Raw genomic sequence first — 22,441 nt, 5'->3', positions numbered from 1 at the left:
GCTCCCCACGCCCGCGGGGACTTGCACCCCCGCGCGGCTCCGAGCACCCCGACCGGCCCCGAAAGGCCTCCTGGCCCGGTCGCCGAGTGAAGCCGGTAAGAGTCACCTGATCAGGGGCATGGCCCGGGAATACCCACGGTTCAGCGCGCGTTGGACAGTACGAACACGAGGGGAGCGGTCCAAGTGCTTGATCCGCAGGGTTTGTACGCATGGGAGCCGAAGGGCCTGGCAGTCGTCGACATGGCGCTGGCCCAGGAGTCGGCCGGACTTGTCATGCTCTACCACTTCGACGGATACATCGACGCGGGTGAGACCGGCGACCAGATCGTCGACCGGCTCCTCGACTCGCTGCCCCACCAACTCGTCGCCCGCTTCGACCACGACCGGCTGGTCGACTACCGCGCCCGCCGCCCGCTGCTGACCTTCAAGCGCGACCGGTGGACCGAGTACGAGGAGCCGGCCATCGAGGTAAGGCTCGTGCAGGACACCACCGGCGCGCCCTTCCTGCTGCTGTCGGGCCCCGAGCCGGACGTGGAATGGGAGCGCTTCGCCGTCGCCGTCAAGCAGATCGTGGAGCGGCTCGGCGTCCGCCTCTCGGTCAACTTCCACGGCATCCCCATGGGAGTCCCGCACACCCGTCCCGTGGGCCTCACCCCGCACGGCAACCGTACGGACCTCATGCCGGGCCACCGCAGCCCCTTCGACGAGGCCCAGGTCCCGGGCAGCGCCGAGGCGCTCGTCGAATACCGCCTCATGGAGGCCGGCCACGACATCCTGGGCGTCGCCGCGCACGTCCCGCACTACATCGCCCGCTCGGCGTACCCGGACGCGGCTCTGACCGTCCTGGAATCCATCACCGCGGCCACGGGCCTGGTCCTGCCGGGCATCGCACACGCCCTGCGCACGGACGCGCACCGTACGCAGACCGAGATCGACCGCCAGATCCAGGAGGGCGACGAGGAACTGACCTCCCTCGTCCAGGGCCTGGAGCACCAGTACGACGCCGCCGCCGGCGCCGAGACCCGCGGCAACATGCTCGCCGAACCGGTCGAGATCCCGTCCGCGGACGAGATCGGGCAGGAATTCGAGCGATTCCTCGCGGAGCGTGAAGGCGAGGGCTGAGCAGCCCGACCGCAGGCCGGCAGCAAGCAGACAAGCAGCAAGCGGCAGGCAGCAAGCGGCACACAGCGGAGAGCAGCGCGCAGGGCCTGTCGGGTGCATCGTCACCGGCAGGCCCTAAGCTTCCCGTCATGCTGAAAGTGGGCCTGACCGGCGGGATCGGCGCCGGCAAGAGCGAGGTGTCGCGGCTGCTCGTCCAGTGCGGGGCCGTACTGATCGACGCGGACCGCATCGCACGCGAGGTCGTCGCGCCCGGCACCCCCGGACTCACGGCGGTCACCGAAGCCTTCGGCGAGGACGTACTCGCCCCGGACGGCAGCCTCGACCGTCCCCGCCTGGGTTCGATCGTCTTCGCCGACCCAGGAAAACTCGCGCTCCTCAACTCGATCGTGCACCCCCTGGTCGGCGCCCGCTCCCGCGAGCTGGAGACGGCCGCCCCCGAGGACGCCGTCGTCGTCCACGACGTCCCCCTCCTCACCGAGAACGCCCTCGCCCCCCTGTACGACGTCGTGATCGTCGTCGACACGGCGCCCGAGACCCAGCTCGACCGGCTCGTCCGGCTCCGCGGCATGACGGAAGAGGACGCACGCGCGCGTATGGCCGCCCAGGCGACGCGCGAGAAACGCCGCGAGATCGCGGACATCCTGATCGACAACGACGTACCGCTGGCGGACCTCCAGCGGCGCGTGAAAGAGGTATGGGCCGACCTCGCGCGCAGAGCGCACACGCCGCACGGGACCACTCCGGAATAGCGGCCCTCGCTCCGCGCGTTGAACCCACCGAGCAAGGGAAGGATTTTTCCGTGCCCGATACCAGCGGTTCGACCGGACGTACTCCGGAGACAGACGTCATCGACTTCCGTGCCGCCGAGCATCTGCTCGCCGCACGGGACCCGCGGGGCGCGGTGAAGTTGCTCGACGCAGTCATCGCCGCGCACCCCGACAACACCGCCGCCCGGCTGCTGCGCGCGCGAGCCTTCTTCGCCGCGGCCCAACTGAGGCCTGCCGAGCTGGAGTTCACCGTCGTCCTGGAGCGCGAACCGGACAACGCCTTCGCGCACTTCGCGCTCGGCCGCACCTACGAGCGGCAGGGCCGCGGCGATCAGGCCAAGCGCCACTTCCGCCTGGCCGCGGCACTGGACCCGAACCCGCAGTACCTGAAAGCGGCGCGCTTCGAGAGCTGAGGTCGACCGCGGGCCCAGGTCCTGAGCAGGCTCAGGAGGCGGGCCTCCGTGGCGGCCCTCAGGGGTGACGCTGCTCGGGCGGCCGGTACGGCGGGATGTCGCGGCCCGGCTGATAGTGGGGACCCTGTCGCCGATGTTTGAGGATCATCGCCAGATCGACGGTGATCACCAGCCACAGCACTCCGCACGCGGCCGCCCATCCGGGACGCCCCGCGAGGATGAACGCGGCCGTCCCGAAGATCGCCCAGGCCAGGCCCCACAGGGTCAGCCACAGGCGCATCCTCAACGCACTGCGCGCCGTCGTCGGCTCACTGCCCGTACGCATCCCGATCACCGCTCCTCCCTGCAACGTACTCTTCGCTCCGGACGTTCTCCAGGGGACCGGGCGTTCTCCGGAAGGGCCCTTACGCCGACGAAGGGATTCGTTCCCGTGCCGCCGAACACCGACGAGTCGGCCGATTGCTCCTCGACCTCGGGGTACCCCACCAGGACATCGACGAAGCCGTGCGGCTGAGCCGGCCGCTGTCGGGTGACACGGCACACGGCGGTTCCCCGAGGACACGGTGGCTGCCCTCGTCCGGGGGATGGGAGAGATCCGCGGGAACGTTCGACTTCCCGGTGCCTCCCGGTGCCTCCCGGTGCCTCTCGGTGCGACCGGACCGTCGGCGCGCTTCTTCCCGCTGTACGTGTTCGTCGCCGCGCTGCCTGACGTGCGGGCCCACCACCGTGAGCGGAACATCCCCGACGAGATCACCCGACGCACGCTCGCCGATGTCGGCCGGGGCGTCGCCCGGCACCGGCATTCGCGCTGTAGGCGCCGCAGACAGCCGGTGATCTCGCCTCCTCCACAGCTCGAACAGAAGGGCCGTCCCTCGAACGGGTGAACCGGCGGGGACCGGGAACGGCCGTACGAGCGCTGGCCGTTGGACTGGCATGAGGATGGAAATGCGAGACGGATACGAGGGAACAGGCCCCGGTGCGATCACCCCGGACGGCTGCGCGGTCGAGCTGTACTCGCGCCTTCCGGTGGGGAACGAGCCGGAGGTCATCGCCGCGGCGGTGCCCGCAGGCGCACACATCCTGGAGCTGGGCAGCGGGGTCGGCCGCGTGACCCATGCCCTGCTGGAACGCGGGTTCACCGTCACGGCGGTGGACGAGTCCGCCGACATGCTGGAGCGCGTCCGCGGGGCACGCACCATATGCGGCCCCATCGAAGATCTCGCCCTGGGCGAGACGTTCGACGTGGTGATGCTCGCCTCGTTCCTCGTGCACACCGGGGAGGTCGAGGTGCGGCGAAGGATGCTGCGTGCCTGCGCACGGCATGTCGCGAAGGGCGGGTGCGTGCTCATCCAACGAGAAGGAGAGGACTACCACTCCACCGTGCCGCGCGAACGCGTCGACCCGAGCGGCTTCACGGTCAGGATCGTCTCGTCCGAGCCCGTAGGAGACGGTGCCCACTCCGTACGCGCGGAGTACGTCTTCCCGGACGCGGTGTGGACCCAGACCTTCCGGTCCCGCCCCCTGACCAAGGAGCAGTTCGAGGAGGCACTGGCGGAAGCGGGCCTGAGGGTGGAGCGCTATCTGACGGAGGACCGGATCTGGGTGAAGGTGGTGCCGGCCGTACCGGTGACGGCGTAGGGGGAGGGAGTGTGGAGGGAAGGGGACGGCGGGGGAGGCAGGTCACGGCGGGGACGGGAGCGCACGGCGGGGGAGGGGACGGGGGCAGGGGCGAGGACCGAGGGCCGAAGGCCGAGGGCCACGGGCACAAGGGTGGGGCGGACGGACAAGGGCAGAGGAGTGAAAAGACCCGGCGGGCTGCGATGAGTTTGCTGTCGGAGGACGGTCCACCTTCCTGACAGCACGACGGACCGCTCACCGCAGGAGACCCTCATGTCCGAAACCACGGTTCCCCTCCCCGCCACCCACTCCGCTGCCGCCGCGGCAGCGCCCCCGTCCGCTTCAGCGTCCGCGATCACACGCCGCCGCCGCGCTCGGATCGCTCTGAGGGGCCTGCAGGTGCTCCTCGCGCTCTTCTACGGGATCGCCAGCGCGCTGCCGAAGCTGATCGCGCACCCGTCGGCCTCCGAGGCCTTCGACAAGATGGGCTGGGGCAGCGGGGGCATGTACGCCATCGGTGCCCTGGAACTCGCTGGTGCGGTCGCCCTGCTCGTCCCGGTGCTCCAGTCCGTGGCCGCGGTGGCGCTGGGGGCGCTGATGGTGGGGGCGTTCGTCGTCCAGGTGGTCGACTTCGACGGCCAGAACGCGGCCACGCCGCTCGTCCTGCTCGTGCCACTGGCGCTCATCGCCTGGAAGCGACGGGAGTCGAACGCGGAGCTGCTGCGGCTGGCACGGCGAGGGGTATGACGGGCGGGGGGGAGGGGAGGGGAGGGGGAGGGGCCCCCGGCTGCTTGACCCAGCCGGCTCGGATCCATCCGGTGCGGTCTTACGGTGGACACATGGACGCCTCCAAGGCCCCCACCGATTCCGCCCCCACCTCCGCCCCTTCCGACCCCGCAGCCTCCCCCTCCGCAGCCTCCCCCTCCGCGTCCGCCGGCTCGGCCCTCTCCGGCTCCGCTCTCCCCGGCTCGGCCCTCTCTGGTTCGGCCGCCTCTGGCTCAGACGCCTCCGGCTCGGCCGCCTCCGCTCTCGCCGCGCTCGATCGGCGGGTCGCGGGCTGTCGGGCGTGTTCTCGGTTGGTGGCCTGGCGCGAGGAGGTCGCCCGTACCAAGCGGGCGGCGTTCGCGGACTGGACGTACTGGGGCCGACCCGTTCCAGGGTTCGGCCCGTCCGACGCGCGGCTGCTGATCGTCGGGCTCGCCCCGGCCGCGCACGGTGGGAACCGTACGGGCCGGATGTTCACCGGGGACCGTTCGGGCGACGTGCTGTACCAGGCGTTGTACGACGTGGGGCTCGCCTCGCAGCCCACCGCCGTTTCCGCCGACGACGGGCTCGAGCTGTACGGCGTGCGGATCACCTCGCCCGTGCACTGTGCGCCGCCCGCCAACAAGCCGACCCCGGGGGAGCGGGACACCTGCCGGCCCTGGCTGGTGCAGGAGTTGCGGCTGCTGCGGCCGACGTTGCGAGCGGTCGTCGTCCTCGGCGCCTTCGGCTGGCAGGCCGCGCTGCCCGCGTTCGCCGAGGCGGGGTGGGTCGTGCCGAGGCCGCGGCCCGCGTTCGCGCACGGAACCCGGGTGCCGCTCGACGGGCCGGACGGCGGCGACGGACTCGAGGTCTTCGGCTGTTTCCACGTCAGCCAGCGCAACACCTTCACCGGCCGGCTCACCCCCGAGATGCTGCGGGATGTACTGCGCACGGCTGCGGGAGCTTCGGGGGTGGCGTGAGCGCCGGCCATCGGCGCGGGCTTGTGGCCCGGGGCTTCCCTCAGCCCAGTGTGACGAGGGCGATGACCGGGAGATGGTCGCTTCCGGTAGAGGGCAGGGTGCGGATGTGACCGACGGGCGCCGAGCGAGCCATGATCTGGTCGATCCGGGCCAGTGGGAAGACGGCGGGGAAGCTGAAGGCGAAGCCCCGTGCCGGCACGTTCATCTGTGAGGTCAGCGGGTTCAGCCCGCGGTCGTCGACCGTGCTGTTGAAGTCGCCGAGGAGTATCACCGTCTGCAGCTTCTCGGCGGCGACTGCCTTGCCCAGCAGGTCGGCGCTTTCGTCGCGCCAGGACGAGGCGAGGCCGGACGCGTGGACGCGGACCGAGGGCAGGTGCGCGACGAACACCGCGATCTCACGGTGCTGAGTGCGGACCACGGCCCGTAGCCCGCGGCTCCAGGGTTCTGTGATCCCAGCGGGTTTGATGTCCAGCTTCCGGACGTCGGTGAGCGGGCGTTTCGACCAGAGTCCGACGGTGCCCTCCACCGTGTGGTACGGGTAGCGGGGGGCGAGGACTCTTTCGTAGACCGGCAGCGCCGGGGGCACCAGTTCTTCCAGGCCGATGAGGTCGGGCTCCGCTTCGGCCAGGGTGCGGGCTGTGCCCGCGGGGTCGGTGTTCTGGTCGCTGACGTTGTGCTGCACCACGACCAGGTCGTGCGCACCGGGCTTTGCCCCGGGCAGCAGCAGCCCGCCGAAGAGGTATGTCCAGGCGGCCACCGGCAGGAGCAGGGCCACCAGTGCGACAGCCGATCGGCGCAGCAGCGCCAGTCCCAGCAGCACCGTGATCACCAGACCGGACCAGGGCAGGAATGATTCCAGCAGACTGCCCACGTGTCCGGGGGTGTTCGGGACCAGCCGGTGGAACGCCGGCAGCACTGCGGTCGGCACCGCCGACGCGGCGAGCACCCGCCCCCGCGTCCACGACGAGAGGCCGCTCGCGTTCCCCCTTGCGGACCACCGCCCTGTTTCCGGGGGTGCTGCCGCCTTCACCGCCGCCGCACCGGTGTCCCGCTCACTCATGGCTTCCCGTCCGCACGGGTGTCCGGGTGGTTCGGATCGTCGAACAGATGTCGCACCGTGGAGCGGTGGTTGGCCTGCACGTGGTTCAGGGCGTGGGTGCGGGCGCGGGTGGGGTCGCCGGAGGCGATGGCGTCGTAGAGCTCCTGGTGTTCGGTGAGGAGTTGGGGCCATTCCTCGTTGCGCCGGGTGAGCCATTGCAGGCGGCCGGCGACCGGTTCCATGACCGAGATCAGCAGGGTGTTGCCGGCCATGGCGAGGAGGCGGTCGTGGAAGCGGGTGTTGATGTCGGTGATCGCCTCGGCGTCCCCGGCGTCGGTGGCGCTCGCCGCGCTCGCCAGGAGTTCCCTCAGTTCGGCGAGGTCCTCCGGGGTCGCTCGGGCGGCGGCCAGCCCGGCCGCGTACACCTCCAACGCCTCGCGCAGTTCGAAGAGTTCCTTCACGTCGGTGGGGCTCAGTGGTCGGACGACCGTACGGCGCGGGGTCTCGAACAGGACGAAGCCCTCGGCGACCAGTGCCCGGATGGCTTCCCGGACCGGGACCCTGGAGACGCCGAACCGCTCGGCGAGCTCACGTTCGACGAGCCGGTCGCCGGGACGCAGCCTGCCGGCGATGATCTCCTGCCGCAGGGCCCCCAGGACGCGCTCGCGCACCGCTCCGAGAGGTTCGATCTTCGTCATGGGCCCATCCTCGCCGATCCGAGGGGGCTTTTACGGAGCTGTAACGGGTCGGACATCGGTCAGAACGCTTGACGACGGGACCATGTCCGCAGTTTGGTATACCAAACGATCCGGTCAGTAGTCCTCCTCCGTCCCCTCGCCCATGGAGGCCCCGTGTCCCTCGCCGACAGCGCCGAAGCCACCGGCGCACCAGCGTTCGTCCCCGACCCCCGGCTCACCAACGAAGACCTCGCGCCCGCCGACAAGCGGAACTGGAAGGTCTTCGACCTCTTCGCCATGTGGATGTCGGACGTCCACAACCTCGGCAACTACACCTTCGCCGCCGGACTGCTGGTCCTCGGCATGAACGTGTGGCAGATCTTCACGTCCCTCCTCGTCGGCTTCGTGCTCATCTACATCGGCATGAACTGGATGGGCCGGATCGGCCAGCGCCACGGTGTGCCGTTCCCGGTGGTCAGCCGCATCAGCTTCGGTGTCTGGGGGGCCAACGTCCCGGCCCTCATCCGGGCCGTGATCGCCATCATGTGGTACGGCATTCAGACCTACCTCGCCTCCGTCGCCGTCAACGTGATGCTGCTGGCGGCGTGGCCGGGCATGGAGTCCTGGACGCACAGCTCCTTCCTGGGCCTCGACGCGCTGGGCTGGGTCTCCTTCGTGTCCCTCTGGCTGATCCAGGCGATGATCATCAGCCAGGGCATGGAGTCCGTCCGCAAGTTCCAGGACTTCTGCGGCCCGGCGATCTGGTTGGTGATGATCGCGCTGGCGGTGTGGGTGCTGTCCAAGGCCGGCTGGACCATCTCGCTCACCTCCACCCCGCACCCGGTCTCCGTGGGGGAGCAGTGGCGGCAGTGGTTCGGCGCGATCGGCCTGATCCTCGCCACCTACGGCACGCTGATGCTGAACTTCTGCGACTTCTCGCGCTTCGCGCCGGACTACAGGACGGTCCGCCGCGGCAACTTCTGGGGACTGCCGCTCAACTCGACGGCGTTCGTGGTGGTGTCCGTGATCGTCACCGCCGGCTCGCTCGAGGTGTTCGGCGAGGCCATCACCGACCCGGCGGAACTGGTCGCGAAGGTCGGCAACACCTGGGTGCTCGTCCTGGGCGCCCTCACCTTCGCGATCGCCACCATGGGCGTCAACATCGTCGCCAACTTCGTGTCCCCGGCCTACGACCTCGCCAACGTCTGGCCGCAGAAGATCACCTTCAGGGTCGGCGGCATGATCAGCACGGTCGCGGCGCTCGTGGTCACCCCGTGGAACCTGTTCTCCAACCCCACGGTCGTCAACTACTTCCTCGGCGGTCTCGGCGCCTTCCTCGGCCCGCTGTTCGGCGTGATCATGGTGGACTACTACTGGGTCAAGCGTGGCCGCGTCGACGTGAACGAGCTGTTCGACGCCACCCCCGGCTCCCGCTACTACTACCGCAAGGGCGTCAACCCCAAGGCGCTGTGGGCGTTCCTCCCCTCCGCGGCGGTCGCCGCGGTGCTCGCTCTGGTGAAGACCTTCAGCGATGTGGCGCCGTACTCCTGGTTCATCGGGACGGCCCTCGGGGCCGGCCTGTACGTGCTCCTGTGCCGCAGTGAGCGGACAGCCGGTTCCGCGGTCGCCGCCGAGAAGGTCGTGGAGGTCTGAGGAGTGCGGAGCGTGCGGATCGTCGTCACCAACTGCAACACCACGCAGGAGATGACCGAGGAGATCGTGCGAGGTGCCCGGGCCGTGGCAGGCCCGGGCACCACCGTGACCGGGATGACCCCCGTCTGGGGGCCCGAGTCGGCGGAGAGCTGGCTCGACAGCTATCTCTCCGCCGCCGCGGTCATGGACGCGCTGCGGACCTACGACGGAGCGCCCTACGACGCCGTCGTCATGGCCGGCTTCGGTGAGCACGGACGTGAGGGCGTCCGGGAACTGGTGGACGTGCCCGTCGTCGACATCACCGAGGCGGCGGCGCATCTGGCCTGTCTGCTGGGGCGCCGGTACGGCGTCGTCACCACACTGGAGCGGTCCTGCGGGCAGATCGAGGACAGCCTGGAGCTGGCCGGGGTGGGCCGCAACTGCGCCGCCGTCGTCGGCACCGGGCTCGGCGTCCTCGATCTGGGCGACCGGGACCGCGCCGAGGCGGCGTTCGTGGCGGCCGCCGAGCGGGCCCGGGCGGCGGGGGCCGAGGTGCTGGTCCTCGGCTGTGCCGGGATGACGGGGCTGGAGCGGATGGTGGGGGACAAGCTGGGCCTTCCGGTCGTGGACGGGGTGGGCGCGGCGGTGAAGCTGGCTGAGGGGCTGGTCGGACTGGGGCTGACGACCAGCCGGGCGGGGAGCTTCGCGAAGCCGGTGCCGAAGCGGAGGTCGTGGCGGGCCGAGCAGTCGGGAGGCGAATCCCACGAGAGGTGAGGCAGGATCAAGGCGATTCCCTCACGTCCCGGTGCCCGCGGAGCGCGTTCCTCTGACAATCGCTCCGGGGTGGACGTCCGTTGATGGATAGGCCCGGCGTCGGTTCGGTCAATAACCCTTTGGGGTGCCGGTGTCGCAGCCGATACCGTCTCCGTCGTGGCGAAACTCAATCAGATCATCGCGGTCGAGAAGGGCATCAAGTCCAAGGCCCACCAGGACCTGACCACGGCTCAGCACGGCCTCCACAAGCCCGCGCTGCTCGCCGGCATCTCGCGGACCTACCAGCCCAAGGACGAGGAGGGCGAGCAGTTGCCGCCCGAGTCGACGCGGGTGCAGGTGAAGGCGGAGGACGTGCTGCGCGAGACCGCGGCGACCCTGACCCGGCTGTTCGACGTGACCGCCACGAAGGACTGGGCCAACTGCACCGCCCGCGCAGACGTGACGGTCGACGGCCGTGTCCTCGTCGCCGAAGTGCCGGTGTCCTACCTGCTCTTCCTCGAGAAGCAGCTCGTCGACCTGAGCGCCTTCGTCCGCAAGCTGCCCGTGCTCGACGCCTCCGAGTCCTGGGCGCAGGACCCGTCCACCGACGCCTGGAAGACCGAGCCGGTACGGACGCTGCGCACCAGGAAGGTGCCGCGCAACCATGTCAAGGCGGAGGCGACCGACAAGCACCCGGCCCAGGTCGAGGTGTACTACGAGGATGTGCCGGTCGGTCACTGGACGACCGTGAAGTTCTCGGGAGCCCTTCCCGCCCGCCGTGTCAACGAAATTCTGGCGCGTCTGGAGAAGGTGCAGCAGGCGGTGAAGTTCGCCCGGGAGGAGGCGAACGGCGCCGATGTCGTCGATCAGCGGGTCGGTGACGCCGTGTTCGGCTATCTGTTCGGGTAGCCTTCGAGACTCCCCGGTCCGTCGGGACCGGGGTGCGCGAGGAGCGCAAACTGAAGCTGAAGCTTGTCGTGACGAGCGAACCGTACCCGCCGAGCAGTTCAGGGACGGATCGCGATGAATCTCAGACTCTCGCTCCAGACTCAGCATTCGCCGCCGATCGCCGGAGCGACCGGGCCCAGGCCCCAGGACGTCGAATTGCCGGTTCAAGTCCGGCCCGCGCAGCTCGATGCGCGGTGGTCCAAAGGCAGGACGCGACGACATCACGACTGACCTGGGTCCTCACATGCGCCGGCGTGCGACATGGGCGGCTCCACAGGGGCCGGGGGCAGGCTACGCCCCCGGTCCCGCTCCCGTTCGAGCCGTGAGAGCGGCCGGACGGCATCGCGTTCACGAAGCCGGACGACAGTGCGTAAATGAAGCCGGACGGCATTGCGTTCATAAAGAACGCGGGATTCGGGCCAGGCGTCACCTCGCTGAAACGTAACCGTCCCAACCTCTCCAAGACCGCCCCGTACCGTGGACACCACAGCTCACAGCTGACCGCCCCGGCCATCGTCGCCCGAAGGCAGACCCCGCCCTCGCCCGACAGGAGCTCCGTGTCACCGCGCCCGCACATTCCCGCTCGCGCATTCACCTCCCTCGCCGCCCTTCCGCCCTGGCTCACCCACGCCCTGCGCGCCCAGCGCGGGCCGGTGCCCTGGAGCGCGGTCACGCGGGGGGCGCTGGCCGCCGGGCCGTTGCTCCTCGTGTCCGTTCTCGTCGGCCGGGTCTCTCTCGGGGTGGTCGCCGCCATCGCCGCGATGCTCGCCGGGATCAACGACCGGCCCGGCAGCAGGCGGACCGCGGTCAAACGGCTCGGGGCGCCCGCGCTCGCGGGTGCGGCAGGACTGCTCGTCGGGACCTACGTCGGGGAGCACGTCGGGGCCCTCGCGCTGACGGCCGTCCTCACCGCGCTCGGGCTCCTCGCCGGCGGGACGAGCGCCATCGGGCCGGTCGCCTCCGGAGCCGGGACGCAGCTGCTCGTCGCGTCGGCGGTCGGGGCCGGGATGCCCGTCCCGGAGGCCGGATGGACGCGCGCCCTCGCCTTCCTCGCCGGGGCCGGATGGCTGCTCGCGCTGCGGCTCGTCCTGCCCACGCCCGGCGCGCTGACCGGCGACTTCCGGTTCGACGGCGAACGGGATGCGGTGGCTCGCGTGTACGACGCCGTCGCGGATTTGCTCGACGCCGCCGGGACCGAGCACGGCACCGCCCGCCGCGCCGCGCTCACCGCGGCCCTCGATCACGCGCAGGACGCTCTCGCCGGGCCCCGGCTACGGCGCTCCGCCGGCTCCGCGGCCGAACGGCGGCTGCATGCCCAGTACGCAGCCGCGCTGCCCCTGGCCGAGGCCGCGACCGCGCTCGCCTGGGCCGCGGAGCCCCTCTCCGGCCGGGCCTCGGCCGGGCCCCGACGGCTGGCCGCCGCCGTACGCGAGAACACCCACACCGGTCCCCTGCCCGCGCCCTCCCGGTCCGCCCCCGCGCTGCGTGCCCTCGACGACGCGCTGCTGCACGCCGCCGACGCCTTCGACCAAGGCGGCGGCGGCGAGCTGCACACCCGTCGGCGCGCCGCCCGCGACCTGCTGCGCCGCGCGTTCGGAGCGGGCGGCCGCGAGTACGGGCTACGGGTCGGCCTCTCCTTCGGAGCCGCCGTCGCCGTCGCGCAGGCCCTTCACCACTCCCAGTGGTACGGCTCGCACACGCACTGGTACTGGCTGCCCGCCACGGCCGTCTTCCTGGTCAAGCCCGACCTCGGGCCCCTGGTGTCCCGGGTGCTGTGCCGGGCCGCGGGGACCGTGCTCGGGGCGCTGCTCTTCGCCGGCTTCGCCGCCGTGCTGCCCCGGCCGGAGGGGCTCGTGGCGCTGGTCGCCCTGTGCGGGGCGCTCATCCCCGTGTCCACCCGGCACTTCGCCGCCCAGACCGCCGTCGTCACCGTGCTCGTGCTGTCGCTGGTGATGGTCGGCGGGGAGCCCCAGGCCTCCGCCAGCCGGATCGGGGAGACCCTGCTGGCCTGCGCGATCGTGCTGATCGTCGGGCATCTGCCGATGCCGGGGAGGCGCGGTGGCCAGGTACGCGCCCGGCTCGCCGCCGCCGCGGGCGCCGCGCAGGCCTACCTCACCCATGTGCTGGACGGCTCCGACGACCGCGCCGCCCGCTGGACCCTGCGCCGTGAGGCCTACCGCGCCCTCGCCGAGGCCCGTACCGCCATCGCCCTCGCCGCTCATGAACTGCCCGCCCTCGCGCGGCACACGGAGGGCACCGACGAGGTCGCCGCCGTCCTCGAACGGCTCGTCGACACGACCACCGCCTGCGCCGTCCACCTGGACGACACCGGACGGCTCACCGCGCGGCATCGGGAGCGGCTCGCCGAACTCCTCGGCGAACTCGCCTCGGGGCGGGAACGGGTGGGGCTGCGTGCGCCCGTGCCGGATCTGCGGGTGGCCGGGTAGCCCCGCCGTCGGCCGATCGGCCGATCCGCCCCACACCGGCGCGTGGTCCGACCGGACTCGTTCCTGCGGGTCGCCGGATCCGGTCCCACCGACCGCGTCTTCCACACCTACCGGGTGTTCGGGTGCGAGCTCGACCGGCTCGGTCCGGCGGCGGCCCCTGCTGGACCGCACGGCACCGGTGCCACCAGGGGGTGTGCGCGTCCACTACCACGATGAGTACGACTTCTGACACGGAGAGTGCCCGAGATGTTCGTAAGGTGACAGGATTCTCACACTCCGCGTTGAACTCGTGTCAACTAGGTCTCAGTCCGGCTACCGGGCGAGGCGATAGACCCTCCAAGAGCGTTAACTCCTACAAGTACGACGCTCAATCGGAGGTGGCGAGATGGTGAACGGGCGGACCGTGCTCGAGCGCTTTCCCGCGGGTGGGCCGCGGGGCTCGTGGCCTGCGGAGGAGTTCGCCCACGCGCGGCGCATGGAGGGACTGGCCGCCGAGGTCGTCATGGACCTCGCCACGGACACGTTCCTGGTGGTCGTCCAGGGCCGCGACACCGCGCGGTGAGCCGTCAGCCCGCCTGTGACGGGGCGGGCACCTGCGCCGTGAACTGCTCGGCCTGAAGCGTGTACAGCTCGGCGTAGACCCCACCGCCCGCCAGCAGCTCGTCGGGGGTCCCGGACTCCACCAGCCGGCCCTGGTCCAGGACGTGCACCAGGTCCGCGTGCCGGACCGACGCCAGCCGATGGGTGATCAGCACGACCGTCTGGCCGCTGTCGGCCAGCGCGCGGATCTTCTCGAAGACCTCCAGCTCGGCCCGGGCGTCCAGGGCCGCCGTCGGCTCGTCCACGATCAGGATGCGCCCGCGCCGGTAGGCCGCCCGGGCGATGCCGAGGCGCTGCCACTGGCCACCGGACAGCTCATGACCGCCGCTGAAGTGCCGGGCCAGCAGTGTGTCCAGACCGCGCGGCAGGTCCGCGACCACCTCCTGGGCGCCGGCCTCGGCGATCGAGGCGGCCATCCGTTCCTCGGTGAGCGGGGCGGCGGACCGGCCGATCGCGATGTTGACCCGGGCCGTGAACGGCCACCGCTTGAAGTCCTGCGCCACCATCGCGATGCGCTCGGCCAACTGGTGCCGGTCCGCGCCCGCCGCGTCCACGTCGTCCCACAGGATCCGCCCCCGATCCGGCTTGTACAGCCCCGCCAGCAGCTTCACCAGGGTGGTCTTGCCGGAGCCGTTCTCGCCGACGAGCGCGACGATCCGGCCGAGGGGGAGCGAGAGGCTGACGTCGTCGAGGGCGGGACGCGCCGACTCGCCCGGATAGCCGAACGTGACGTTCTCGAAGCGGATCTCCCGTGGCTCGTCCGGCAGGGCCGCGCCGCCCACCGGGATGGCCCGTTCGGCCGCCTCCACGTAGAGCCGTTGCAGGTCGCCCACGAACAGCGCCTCCTCGTGCAGCTGGTTGACCTCCAGGACCAGGGTGTTCAGGCTCGCGGAGCCGCTGCGGATGGCGATGACGGCCGTGCCCGCCACCGCCAGCGCCATCGTCCCGGTGAGCAGCAGCCCGCCCAGCGTGGCGTACGTCGCCAGCGTCGCCAGGCCCGTCCAGGTGGCCGCGAACAGTCCGGTGCGGGCCGCGAGCCGGGCCAGCCGGGCCTGCTCCGCCTCCGCGGTCTCCGACATCGCGCGGAAGTGCCGGAGCAGGAAGGGACCGACGCCGTGGACACGGATCTCGGGCGCGGCCGCCGGCTCGGTGAGGAGACCGGCGATCAGATGGCCCGCGCGCGCGTGCTGCACCCAGGTGTGGAAGGACTCGTAGCGGCGCCGGGCGTTGGTCAGGGCGCTCCAGGCGCTCGGCAGCGTCATCGTCACCAGCAGCGGCAGCAGGAGCGGGTGGAGCACGGTGAGGACGCCGGCCGAGGCGGCCAGCGAGATCATCGCGTTCACCACGCGCGTGCCGTGGCTGATCATGTACCGGCTGGAGCGGGCCCCGTACTGGGCGGTGTCCAGCAGCTTGTGGAAGGCGTGGTCCTCGATCGCGGCGAGCTCGACCGCGGCCGCCCGCTCCAGGTACAGCTCGGTGGCGACCCGCTCCACCTTGGGCTCGAGGCGCCCGGTGGCGTACGTGGACGTGGCCCGCAGCAGCGCCCCGACCAGCAGGACGAGGGTCATGACGGCCAGGGCGGGGGCGGCGCCGCGCAGTCGGTCCTCGATCGGGCCGCCGGTGATGAGCCGGGCCAGCACGCTGTTCATCGCGAGCAGACCGACCGCCTGCGCCACGCCCCGGGCGATCTCGGCGGACAACACGATCCGGGCGGCTCTCGGGTCGGCCTGCCGGGCCAGACGGAGGCTGGTGCGCAGGAGGGACGGCAGCCGGGTCACCATGGCGCGGACGTTCAGCTCCAGGAAGGCGTGCCCGTGCTGGTTCCAGCCCATGTCGTAGCGGAGCGGGCCGCCGAAGAGCAGCCGCTCCGACTCGGACACGTCACGCTCGTCAGGACTCTGCGGCTTCCGCGGCTTCCCCGCTTCCCGCGCCGTGTCCGCCCGTGCCTTCCGTGCCTCTGCCACCGCCGGCCTCCCCCGATCGCGATCGTCGACGAACGGCCACTATCGCGGGATGTGCCGCGTGCGGGCAGGGCGTGGGACGGGAGAGCGAGGACGCGCGGGCGTGCGCCGGGACGGCGTCGCGATCGCCTCGCCCGGGGGTGGCGGACTACGCGCTGATCGCCCGTGACCAGGTGGGCGTCGTGCCCGTGAGACGGCACAGGGCCAGGTAGAGGGGGATCGGCGGGGTGTACGGAAGCGTGCCGTCCGGTCGGTGGACGAGGCCGGGAACCTGCGGCGACTCCGGGAGCAGCGCACCCGTGGCGTAGTGCGCGGGGGCGGGCCATTCCAGGGCGTAGTCGGAGTCGGCGGGGACCAGCCACCACCAGCGCGACTCGTCGGCGTAGACGCAGCCCACGCGCGGCAGGCGCGGCATGAGCAGTGGGCCGAGACGGGCGGGGACGGACACGGCGTCGCAGCCCAGCGGGGCCGTCATGCCGACGGGCACGGCCAGTCGGCGCGGTGGTTCGGGAGCCTGGGCGCCGAGGGGCCCGCGCTTGAGACGGACGAGCGTGTCGAGGGTCAGCAGCGGAGCCCGACCAAAGACGGCGCTCATATCCTTCCCCGCTCGCGCCCGTGCTCGAGTGGGTGGGCGCCGACGGAGTGGCCGGCCGTCCATCCGTCGCGGCCGCCGTCGAGCCCGCCGTGGCCACCGGGGGTGCGGTGCCATTGCGGTGACACGCGGGGGGCCGGACCGTCGGGTGCGGGTGCGGGTGCGGGTGCGGGTGCGGGCTTCGCGGAGGAGGCCGCGGGGACGGGGGCGGCCGACGGCATGGGGTGCGGTCGTCGTACGGCCGGACGGAGGAGCCCTCGGTGCCACGACTCGGCCTGCTCGCCCTCGTCGCCGGGGCCGTCGGACGGCTCCGGCTTGGGGCGGGAGCCCCAGCCGAGGTCGTTGCGGGGTCCGGCCGGGTCGGTGTGCGGCTCGGCGTGGCCGTCGGAGAACTCGTCCAGGGTGTCGAGAAGCTCACCGAGGGCGGCGTGGTGCGGCTCGGCGGGGTCCAGGCCGAGGCTGTTGCAGGGTTCGGCGGGATCGCGCGGGACGGCGTCGGCCTTGCGGGAGAGATCGGCCCAGACCAGCAGGCCGGGCCCGTGCTCCTGAGCGCCCCAGGCGTGACAGAGGGCTTCGACGAGGAGCAGTCCCCGCCCGTGCTCCTCCTCGGGGCGCTGCGGGGAGGGATGAGGCTCTCCCGGCGCGCACCCCTCGTCCCGCACGGCTATGCGGACCAGGTCGTCGCCGTCGTGCAGCTCGCAGACGACGATGTCGCTCGCGGTGTGCACGATCGCGTTGGTGACCAGCTCGGATATGACCAGGGCGGCGGTGTCGCAGGTGTCCTCGCACACCGACCAGCCGGTCAGCCGGGCCCTCGTCAGGCGTCTGGCCTGGGCGGGGGAACCCGGGTGGGCGGCCAGTTCGAATCGGAACCGGCGCTCGGCAGCGGCCTGGTCTGGGCCTGCTCCCGCGCTGGCACCGAGACCCTGGGGGCGGCCTGCGGCGGCGTCTGTTCCTAAGGGCGCGGACGGAATCACGCTTGCCACTATCTCCCCGCCGTGCACACTTGGCAAGTGTCACTCTGAAAAATGCAGAGTGCTGTGTGACGCGGTGGGGGGCCGTGGCACACTGCTCGCAACAGCACGTTGAACGGCGCCAGTTGAGATCGCCGAAGATCCGTACGATTCGTACAGACTTTCGAACAGGTCATCGAGTGGCGCCGTAGGGCTGTCGGGATTCTTTCCGTGCCCGGCCGGGTCGGGGCCTGTGGGCCCGCGGCCGGCCGGGCTCTTCGTGGAGGTGGAGCGTGAGCGAACCGCGGTCCGCGCCGACGGTCGGGCAGGTCGTCCTCGGCCGGCGTCTGCTGGACCTGCGGGAACGCGCCGGGCTCAAGCGCGAGGAAGCCGCCCGCATCCTGCGCGTCGCGCCCGCCACGGTCCGCCGTATGGAGATGGCCGAGGTCAGCCTCAAGATTCCGTACCTCCAGCTGCTGCTGAAGGCCTACGGCGTCACCGACGAGGAGGCCGAGGGCTTCGTCCAGCTGGCCGAGGACGCGAACAAGCCGGGCTGGTGGCAGCGTTTCCACGACGTCCTGCCCGGCTGGTTCTCGATGCACGTCAGCCTCGAGGGCGCCGCCGCCCTGATCCGCCAGTACGAGCCCCATTTCGTGCCCGGCCTGCTCCAGACCAAGGACTACGCGCGTGGTGTCCTGAAGTCCGGCGCCATCGGCCAGACCCGCCCGGAGGACATCGAGCGCCTCGTCGACCTGCGCATACAACGCCAGGATCTGCTCACCCGTCAGGACGCCCCCCGGCTGTGGGTCGTGATGGACGAGACGGTGCTGCGCCGCCCGGTCGGCGGTCCGGAGGTGATGCGCGCGCAGATCGGCAAACTGCTCGAGGCCGCGAAGCTGCCCAATGTGACGCTGCAGGTCGCCCCGTTCGTCAACGGGCCGCACCCGGGCACGTACGGGCCCTTCGTGCTGTTCCGATTCGCCATGCCGGAGCTTCCGGACATGGTCTACAGCGAGTACCTGACCGGCGCCGTCTACCTCGACGCCCGCACCGAGGTGGCGACCCACCTCGAGGTCATGGACCGCATGGCGGCGCAGGCCGCTACAGCACATCGCACGAAGGAGATCCTCCGGGATCTCCGCAAGGAGTTGTGAATGAATCGCATCAAGACCCAGTCCGGGCCGCGGATCCGCGCTCAGCGGATCTACAACGGCATGCCGGCCCGGGAGCTGGGCAGCGAGGGCTGGCAGAAACCGTGGAGCGGCGGCAACGGAGGCAACTGCCTGGAAGCGATGAAGCTCGCCGACGGCCGGATCGCCGTCCGGCAGTCCACCGACCCCGACGGCCCGGCGCTGATCTACACCACCGACGAGATGACGGCCTTCATCGAGGGAGCCAAGGCGGGGGAGGCGGACTTCCTGCTGTCCTGATGGGACCTGACTGGCACCTTTTTTCTCAGCTCGCCTTCGCCCGCCCTCGTTCACCCGCATTCGTCCCCACTCGACTCTCTCGTCCTCACTCGACTCTCAACTTTCAACTCCCTTAATTTGGTGCTGACTTGAATACTTTCCGCGTCTCATGCCTACGGAGTGCCTCATGACCGGGCAGGGCCCCACCGGAGCCGTCGAGATCGACACCAGCAAGCCCCATCCCGCACGGATGTACGACTGGTACCTCGGCGGTAAGGACAACTACCCCGTCGACGAGGCGATGGGGCGGCAGATGCTCGCCCTCGACCCGCGAGTGCCGGTGATGGCACGAGTCAACCGGGCCTTCATGCACCGTTCCACCCGCTGGCTGGCCATGAACGGCGTACGGCAGTTCCTGGACGTCGGCACGGGCATCCCTACCGAGCCCAACCTGCACCAGGTCGCCCAGCAGATCGCGCCCGACGCCCGCGTGGTCTACTGCGACAACGACCCGATCGTCCTGGCCCACGCGGCCGCTCTGCTGCGCAGCACGCCCGAGGGCGCCACGGAGTACCTCCAGGCGGACGTCCGCGATCCGGACGCCATCGTCGAGGGGGCCGGGAAGATCCTGGACCTCAGCCGGCCGGTGGCGCTGTCGCTGGTCGCCCTGCTGCACTTCATCTCCGACGAGGACGGCGCCCACGAACTGGTCGACCGGCTGCTCGCGGCACTGCCCTCGGGCAGCTACCTGATGATGACCCACGCCACCGCCGACTTCTCCCCGAAGGAGTCCGCCGCGGCCACGGACAAACTGAAGGCGGCGGGCGTCACCCTCGCCCTGCGTTCCCGCGCGCAGTTCACCCGCTTCTTCGACGGGCTCGACCTGGTCGAACCCGGCGTCGCGGTGGTACCCGAGTGGCACCCCGAGCTCGGCGACCCGGTACCGGGACAGGACGACGGCGTGATCCCCGGGTACGGGGCGGTGGGCCGCAAGCTCTGACGGCCGGCCGGCCGGCCGCCGGATCCGGAACCACTTGCCGCGGCCGCACTCGGAACCACGTGCGGTGGCCGGATGCGGGACCTCATGCCGTGGCCGCATGCCGTGCCGGGTCCGGAACCACGTGCCGTGTGGCGTCCGGGGACATATGCCGTGGGGTCCGGAACTACGACCGTGAGGGTCCGGAACCACGTGCCGTGTGGCGTCCGGGGACATATGCCGTGGGGTCCGGAACTACGACCGTGAGGGTCCGGAACCACGTGCCGTGTGGCGTCCGGGGACACATGCTGTGGGGGTCCGGAATCACGCGCCCCGGGACGTCCGGGGACACATGCCGTGGGGCGTTCGACGGGCGCCCCACGGTGTTTCGCCATGAGGCCGGCCGCGGAGCACGGCCTGAGCGGCGCAGCAGTGCGGGGGAGCAGTGCGGCGAGGCGCAGGGGCGGTCGCTCGTTCGTTCTCGAGCCGGAGACGGCACGGGCGGCGGGCGGCCGCCCCTCCCGAAACCCACTCTCTGTCTTCCGGCACGGCACGTCCCTGCCTCATCCGGGGGCAGGACCCGGCCGCGTGTTCGGCGGCAGGATTCGGCACAGCGCGTCCAGCGCCGCCCCGTAGGCGTGCTCCGACGGCGTCGCGTAGCCGACGACGAGCCCGTCCTCCGTCGTCATGTCGCTCTCCGGGTGCCGGAAGGCCGCCAGGCCGTCCAGGGCGACTCCCTGCCAGGCGGCCGCCTTGAGCACGGACCGCTCGGTGCCGGGCGGCAGCCGCAGCACCGCGTGGAGTCCGGCCGCGACCCCGGTGACCCCGACCTGCGGCGCCTGCGCGGCAAGGGCGTCCACCAGCCGGTCCCGGCGACCGCGGTAACGCTGCCGCATACGCCGTACGTGACGGTCGTACGCCCCGGACTCGATGAGGTCGGCCAGACTCAGCTGGTCCAGGACGCTCGCCCAGGCCTCCCGCTCGCCCTTGGCGGCGAGGACAGCGTCGACATACCGCTCGGGCAGCACCATCCAGCCCAGGCGCAGCGCGGGGGACAGGCTCTTGCTGACCGAGCCGAGGTAGATCACCCGCTCGGGGTCGAGCCCCTGGACGGCGCCGACCGGCTTGCGGTCGTAACGGAACTCGCCGTCGTAGTCGTCCTCGAGGACCACCCCGCCACGCGCGCGTGCCCAGTCGATCACGGCGCTCCGACGGCTCGCGTGCAGGGGACCGCCGGTCGGGAACTGGTGCGCGGGGGTGAGCAGGACCGCCCGCTCCCGAGCCAACCGGTCCACTTGTGCCCCGTCCGCGTCCAGGGGCAGGGGAGTCGTCCGCACGCCCGCCGCCGCCAGCAGCCCCCGGTGGAAGTCCAGGCCGTACGCCTCCACGGCCAGCGGACCGCGCAGGACCCCGCCGCCCGGGGCGAACAGCAGACGCAGCGCATGGGCGAAGCCCGAGCAGATCACGATGCGTTCGGGCTCGGTGCGCACACCACGCGCGCGTGCCAAGTACCCGGTGAGGGCCTCCCGCAGTTCCCGGCGGCCGGCGGGATCACCGGGCCCGAACACCTCGTTGGGCGCCTGCTGTAGTGCCCGGCGGTAGGAGGTCAGCCAGGCCGCGCGCGGGAACGAGGAGGCGTCCGGGGTCCCCTGCCGCAGGTCGTGCCGGGGGCCACGCGCGCGTAGCGGCGCCTTGCCGGGCGGGTGCCCGGCGGGTCGCGGGGATCCGGTCCCCGCCCGTCGGCCCGAGGGAAGCGTGGGCGGTACCCCCATGGCGACCCGGGTGCCGGATCCCTGGCGGGCGGTCAGCCAGCCTTCCGCGACGAGCTCCGCGTACGCGTCGGCCACCGTGTTGCGTGCGACGCCGAGGTCGGCGGCGAGTGAACGGTACGGCGGCAGCCGGGTGCCGGGAGGCAGGCGTCCGCCGCGTACCGCCTCGCGCAGCGCCCGGATCAGGGCGGCCCGCCGGCCGCCCGGACCGGTCAGCTCCACGTGCAGGTCGGTCCCGATCCGTTCCGCGGAATTGACCCATGAATCCACCATGAAATTGCACCCTACAGGGGGTCTTTACCGCCCGTAGGTTGAGAGGCATGACGACGAACGCGACCCGAGCGAACACGAACGCGACCCGAACGAACGCGACTCGAACGGACACGGCCGGAACGGACACCGCCGGTACCGTCATGACCGGGACGAACACGACCGGTACGGACGTGGCGGCGACGGCGGCCGACCGGTCCCGCCTCGACTTCGGGAAGGCCGCCCCCAAGGCGTTCCGCGCCCTCATAGGCTTCGACGCCGCCGCCCGGGAGGGTCTCGACCCGGCGCTCGTCGAACTGATCCAGATCCGCGCGTCGCACCTCAACCACTGCGCGTACTGCCTCCACATGCACACGAGCGACGCCCGCAAGGCCGGCGAGAGCGAGGACCGGCTGCACATGGTCGCCGTCTGGCGCGAGGCCCGGCACTTCTTCACCGAGAAGGAGCAGGCGGCCCTGGCGTTGACGGAGGCGGTCACCCTGGTGGCCGACGGAGGCGTCCCGGACGATGTCTACGCCGAGGCCGCCGCCCACCTCGACGAGCGGGAGCTCGCGCAGGTCCTGGCCCTGATCTGCACGATCAACACCTGGAACCGGGTGGCCCTGGCGACGGCGAAGGTGGCGGGGACGGACGAGCGCCGCTGAAACGATCCGTCCCCGCCTGGGTCGGGATGTCCTCGGCCGGGGTCTGGATGTCCTCGGCCGGGGTCGGGATGTCCTGGCCGGGGCGTCCCGCCCGTGGCCCGGGCGTCCCGCCCCGGGGCATCCTTGCC

General features: G+C 71.6%; 22 protein-coding genes and 1 pseudogene. 16 read left to right on the top strand and 7 right to left on the bottom strand.

Features of this window, described 5'->3' with window-relative positions:
• Nucleotides 1-183 precede the first annotated feature (183 nt).
• The 3 genes from ACIPFH_RS33330 (at nucleotide 184) to ACIPFH_RS33320 (ending at nucleotide 2,302) form a co-directional block, all read left to right on the top strand.
• Nucleotides 184-1,122: a PAC2 family protein gene (locus ACIPFH_RS33330; RefSeq protein WP_356249797.1), complete on the top strand. Its 939-nt coding sequence runs from the start codon at nucleotides 184-186 to the stop codon at nucleotides 1,120-1,122.
• 128 nt (nucleotides 1,123-1,250) lie between these two features.
• Nucleotides 1,251-1,871 carry a dephospho-CoA kinase gene (gene coaE / locus ACIPFH_RS33325; RefSeq protein ID WP_401832387.1) on the top strand — a complete coding sequence of 207 codons (621 nt, stop codon included), beginning with the start codon at nucleotides 1,251-1,253 and terminating at the stop codon, nucleotides 1,869-1,871.
• 50 nt (nucleotides 1,872-1,921) lie between these two features.
• Nucleotides 1,922-2,302 carry a tetratricopeptide repeat protein gene (locus tag ACIPFH_RS33320; RefSeq protein ID WP_356249801.1) on the top strand — a complete coding sequence of 127 codons (381 nt, stop codon included), beginning with the start codon at nucleotides 1,922-1,924 and terminating at the stop codon, nucleotides 2,300-2,302.
• A 58-nt stretch (nucleotides 2,303-2,360) separates the two neighbouring features.
• Here ACIPFH_RS33320 and ACIPFH_RS33315 read toward each other — a convergent pair whose 3' ends face one another.
• Nucleotides 2,361-2,627, bottom strand: coding sequence for a DUF6343 family protein (locus ACIPFH_RS33315; protein ID WP_356249803.1), 267 nt, complete (start codon nucleotides 2,625-2,627; stop codon nucleotides 2,361-2,363).
• A gap of 259 nt (nucleotides 2,628-2,886) precedes the next feature.
• On the opposite strand from ACIPFH_RS33315, the gene ACIPFH_RS33310 reads away from it, so the two are divergent.
• From ACIPFH_RS33310 to ACIPFH_RS33295, 4 genes are all read left to right on the top strand, one after another.
• On the top strand, nucleotides 2,887-3,186 hold the full coding sequence (locus ACIPFH_RS33310) for an acyltransferase domain-containing protein (protein ID WP_401832384.1): 300 nt from the start codon (nucleotides 2,887-2,889) through the stop codon (nucleotides 3,184-3,186).
• A 61-nt stretch (nucleotides 3,187-3,247) separates the two neighbouring features.
• Complete coding sequence (locus ACIPFH_RS33305) at nucleotides 3,248-3,940, top strand: class I SAM-dependent methyltransferase (RefSeq protein WP_401832382.1); 693 nt, start codon at nucleotides 3,248-3,250, stop codon at nucleotides 3,938-3,940.
• 252 nt (nucleotides 3,941-4,192) lie between these two features.
• Nucleotides 4,193-4,666 carry a DoxX family protein gene (locus ACIPFH_RS33300; protein WP_401832380.1) on the top strand — a complete coding sequence of 158 codons (474 nt, stop codon included), beginning with the start codon at nucleotides 4,193-4,195 and terminating at the stop codon, nucleotides 4,664-4,666.
• Nucleotides 4,667-4,995: 329 nt separating this feature from the next.
• Nucleotides 4,996-5,643, top strand: coding sequence for a uracil-DNA glycosylase (locus ACIPFH_RS33295; RefSeq protein ID WP_401832648.1), 648 nt, complete (start codon nucleotides 4,996-4,998; stop codon nucleotides 5,641-5,643).
• A gap of 40 nt (nucleotides 5,644-5,683) precedes the next feature.
• Here ACIPFH_RS33295 and ACIPFH_RS33290 read toward each other — a convergent pair whose 3' ends face one another.
• The gene (locus ACIPFH_RS33290; RefSeq protein WP_401832378.1) at nucleotides 5,684-6,703 is read right to left on the bottom strand and encodes an endonuclease/exonuclease/phosphatase family protein; all 1,020 of its coding nucleotides are present in this window, start codon (nucleotides 6,701-6,703) and stop codon (nucleotides 5,684-5,686) included.
• Nucleotides 6,700-7,380 (bottom strand): GntR family transcriptional regulator, encoded by a 681-nt coding sequence (locus ACIPFH_RS33285; protein ID WP_401832376.1) that lies wholly within the window; start codon nucleotides 7,378-7,380, stop codon nucleotides 6,700-6,702. Before ACIPFH_RS33285 ends, ACIPFH_RS33290 begins: the two co-directional genes overlap by 4 nt.
• Nucleotides 7,381-7,533: 153 nt before the next feature.
• On the opposite strand from ACIPFH_RS33285, the gene ACIPFH_RS33280 reads away from it, so the two are divergent.
• The 5 genes from ACIPFH_RS33280 (at nucleotide 7,534) to ACIPFH_RS33260 (ending at nucleotide 13,701) form a co-directional block, all read left to right on the top strand.
• On the top strand, nucleotides 7,534-9,012 hold the full coding sequence (locus ACIPFH_RS33280) for an NCS1 family nucleobase:cation symporter-1 (protein ID WP_401832373.1): 1,479 nt from the start codon (nucleotides 7,534-7,536) through the stop codon (nucleotides 9,010-9,012).
• 12 nt (nucleotides 9,013-9,024) lie between these two features.
• A complete protein-coding gene (locus ACIPFH_RS33275; protein WP_401832371.1) occupies nucleotides 9,025-9,765 on the top strand; it encodes an aspartate/glutamate racemase family protein in 741 nt (246 codons plus the stop codon).
• A gap of 156 nt (nucleotides 9,766-9,921) precedes the next feature.
• Complete coding sequence (locus tag ACIPFH_RS33270) at nucleotides 9,922-10,653, top strand: hypothetical protein (RefSeq protein WP_401832369.1); 732 nt, start codon at nucleotides 9,922-9,924, stop codon at nucleotides 10,651-10,653.
• 596 nt (nucleotides 10,654-11,249) lie between these two features.
• Nucleotides 11,250-13,139, top strand: a complete 1,890-nt coding sequence (locus ACIPFH_RS33265; protein ID WP_401832368.1) for an FUSC family protein — start codon at nucleotides 11,250-11,252, stop codon at nucleotides 13,137-13,139.
• A gap of 385 nt (nucleotides 13,140-13,524) precedes the next feature.
• Nucleotides 13,525-13,701: a hypothetical protein gene (locus ACIPFH_RS33260; RefSeq protein WP_401832366.1), complete on the top strand. Its 177-nt coding sequence runs from the start codon at nucleotides 13,525-13,527 to the stop codon at nucleotides 13,699-13,701.
• Between the two features lie 4 nt (nucleotides 13,702-13,705).
• Here ACIPFH_RS33260 and ACIPFH_RS33255 read toward each other — a convergent pair whose 3' ends face one another.
• The 3 genes and pseudogenes from ACIPFH_RS33255 to ACIPFH_RS33245 form a co-directional block, all read right to left on the bottom strand.
• Nucleotides 13,706-15,571, bottom strand: coding sequence for an ABC transporter ATP-binding protein (locus ACIPFH_RS33255; RefSeq protein WP_401832646.1), 1,866 nt, complete (start codon nucleotides 15,569-15,571; stop codon nucleotides 13,706-13,708).
• Between the two features lie 277 nt (nucleotides 15,572-15,848).
• Entirely contained in the window at nucleotides 15,849-16,295 is a 447-nt protein-coding gene (locus tag ACIPFH_RS33250; RefSeq protein WP_401832363.1) for a hypothetical protein, read from the bottom strand.
• 281 nt (nucleotides 16,296-16,576) lie between these two features.
• Nucleotides 16,577-17,278, bottom strand: a pseudogene (locus tag ACIPFH_RS33245) (ATP-binding protein); the annotation flags it as partial.
• A 260-nt stretch (nucleotides 17,279-17,538) separates the two neighbouring features.
• Here ACIPFH_RS33245 and ACIPFH_RS33240 point away from each other — a divergent pair.
• From ACIPFH_RS33240 to ACIPFH_RS33230, 3 genes are all read left to right on the top strand, one after another.
• Nucleotides 17,539-18,399, top strand: a complete 861-nt coding sequence (locus ACIPFH_RS33240; RefSeq protein ID WP_401832360.1) for a helix-turn-helix transcriptional regulator — start codon at nucleotides 17,539-17,541, stop codon at nucleotides 18,397-18,399.
• Complete coding sequence (locus ACIPFH_RS33235) at nucleotides 18,400-18,675, top strand: DUF397 domain-containing protein (protein WP_356249827.1); 276 nt, start codon at nucleotides 18,400-18,402, stop codon at nucleotides 18,673-18,675. It begins immediately after the preceding gene.
• 166 nt (nucleotides 18,676-18,841) lie between these two features.
• Nucleotides 18,842-19,654 carry an SAM-dependent methyltransferase gene (locus ACIPFH_RS33230; protein ID WP_401832357.1) on the top strand — a complete coding sequence of 271 codons (813 nt, stop codon included), beginning with the start codon at nucleotides 18,842-18,844 and terminating at the stop codon, nucleotides 19,652-19,654.
• 539 nt (nucleotides 19,655-20,193) lie between these two features.
• On the opposite strand, the gene ACIPFH_RS33225 is transcribed toward ACIPFH_RS33230, so the two are convergent.
• Nucleotides 20,194-21,672 carry a PLP-dependent aminotransferase family protein gene (locus ACIPFH_RS33225; protein ID WP_401832355.1) on the bottom strand — a complete coding sequence of 493 codons (1,479 nt, stop codon included), beginning with the start codon at nucleotides 21,670-21,672 and terminating at the stop codon, nucleotides 20,194-20,196.
• Between the two features lie 140 nt (nucleotides 21,673-21,812).
• Here ACIPFH_RS33225 and ACIPFH_RS33220 point away from each other — a divergent pair, with 140 nt between their 5' ends.
• A complete protein-coding gene (locus ACIPFH_RS33220) occupies nucleotides 21,813-22,313 on the top strand; it encodes a carboxymuconolactone decarboxylase family protein (RefSeq protein WP_401832645.1) in 501 nt (166 codons plus the stop codon).
• Nucleotides 22,314-22,441: the final 128 nt, after the last annotated feature.

The sequence above is a fragment of the Streptomyces sp. NPDC088157 genome (assembly GCF_044741545.1).
Taxonomy (GTDB): domain Bacteria; phylum Actinomycetota; class Actinomycetes; order Streptomycetales; family Streptomycetaceae; genus Streptomyces.
This window is presented reverse-complemented; position numbering and strand designations above follow the sequence as displayed.

Bases quoted from the DNA above. Each gene is read 5' to 3' on its own strand.
- coaE (WP_401832387.1), top strand. From the start codon at position 1,251: ATGCTGAAAGTGGGCCTGACCGGCGGGATCGGCGCCGGCAAGAGCGAG.
- ACIPFH_RS33315 (WP_356249803.1), bottom strand. From the start codon at position 2,627: ATGCGTACGGGCAGTGAGCCGACGACGGCGCGCAGTGCGTTGAGGATG.
- ACIPFH_RS33310 (WP_401832384.1), top strand. From the start codon at position 2,887: ATGGGAGAGATCCGCGGGAACGTTCGACTTCCCGGTGCCTCCCGGTGC.
- ACIPFH_RS33305 (WP_401832382.1), top strand. From the start codon at position 3,248: ATGCGAGACGGATACGAGGGAACAGGCCCCGGTGCGATCACCCCGGAC.
- ACIPFH_RS33300 (WP_401832380.1), top strand. From the start codon at position 4,193: ATGTCCGAAACCACGGTTCCCCTCCCCGCCACCCACTCCGCTGCCGCC.
- ACIPFH_RS33290 (WP_401832378.1), bottom strand. From the start codon at position 6,703: ATGAGTGAGCGGGACACCGGTGCGGCGGCGGTGAAGGCGGCAGCACCC.
- ACIPFH_RS33285 (WP_401832376.1), bottom strand. From the start codon at position 7,380: ATGACGAAGATCGAACCTCTCGGAGCGGTGCGCGAGCGCGTCCTGGGG.
- ACIPFH_RS33260 (WP_401832366.1), top strand. From the start codon at position 13,525: ATGGTGAACGGGCGGACCGTGCTCGAGCGCTTTCCCGCGGGTGGGCCG.
- ACIPFH_RS33255 (WP_401832646.1), bottom strand. From the start codon at position 15,571: ATGGGCTGGAACCAGCACGGGCACGCCTTCCTGGAGCTGAACGTCCGC.
- ACIPFH_RS33250 (WP_401832363.1), bottom strand. From the start codon at position 16,295: ATGAGCGCCGTCTTTGGTCGGGCTCCGCTGCTGACCCTCGACACGCTC.
- ACIPFH_RS33235 (WP_356249827.1), top strand. From the start codon at position 18,400: ATGAATCGCATCAAGACCCAGTCCGGGCCGCGGATCCGCGCTCAGCGG.
- ACIPFH_RS33230 (WP_401832357.1), top strand. From the start codon at position 18,842: ATGACCGGGCAGGGCCCCACCGGAGCCGTCGAGATCGACACCAGCAAG.
- ACIPFH_RS33225 (WP_401832355.1), bottom strand. From the start codon at position 21,672: ATGGTGGATTCATGGGTCAATTCCGCGGAACGGATCGGGACCGACCTG.
- ACIPFH_RS33220 (WP_401832645.1), top strand. From the start codon at position 21,813: ATGACCGGGACGAACACGACCGGTACGGACGTGGCGGCGACGGCGGCC.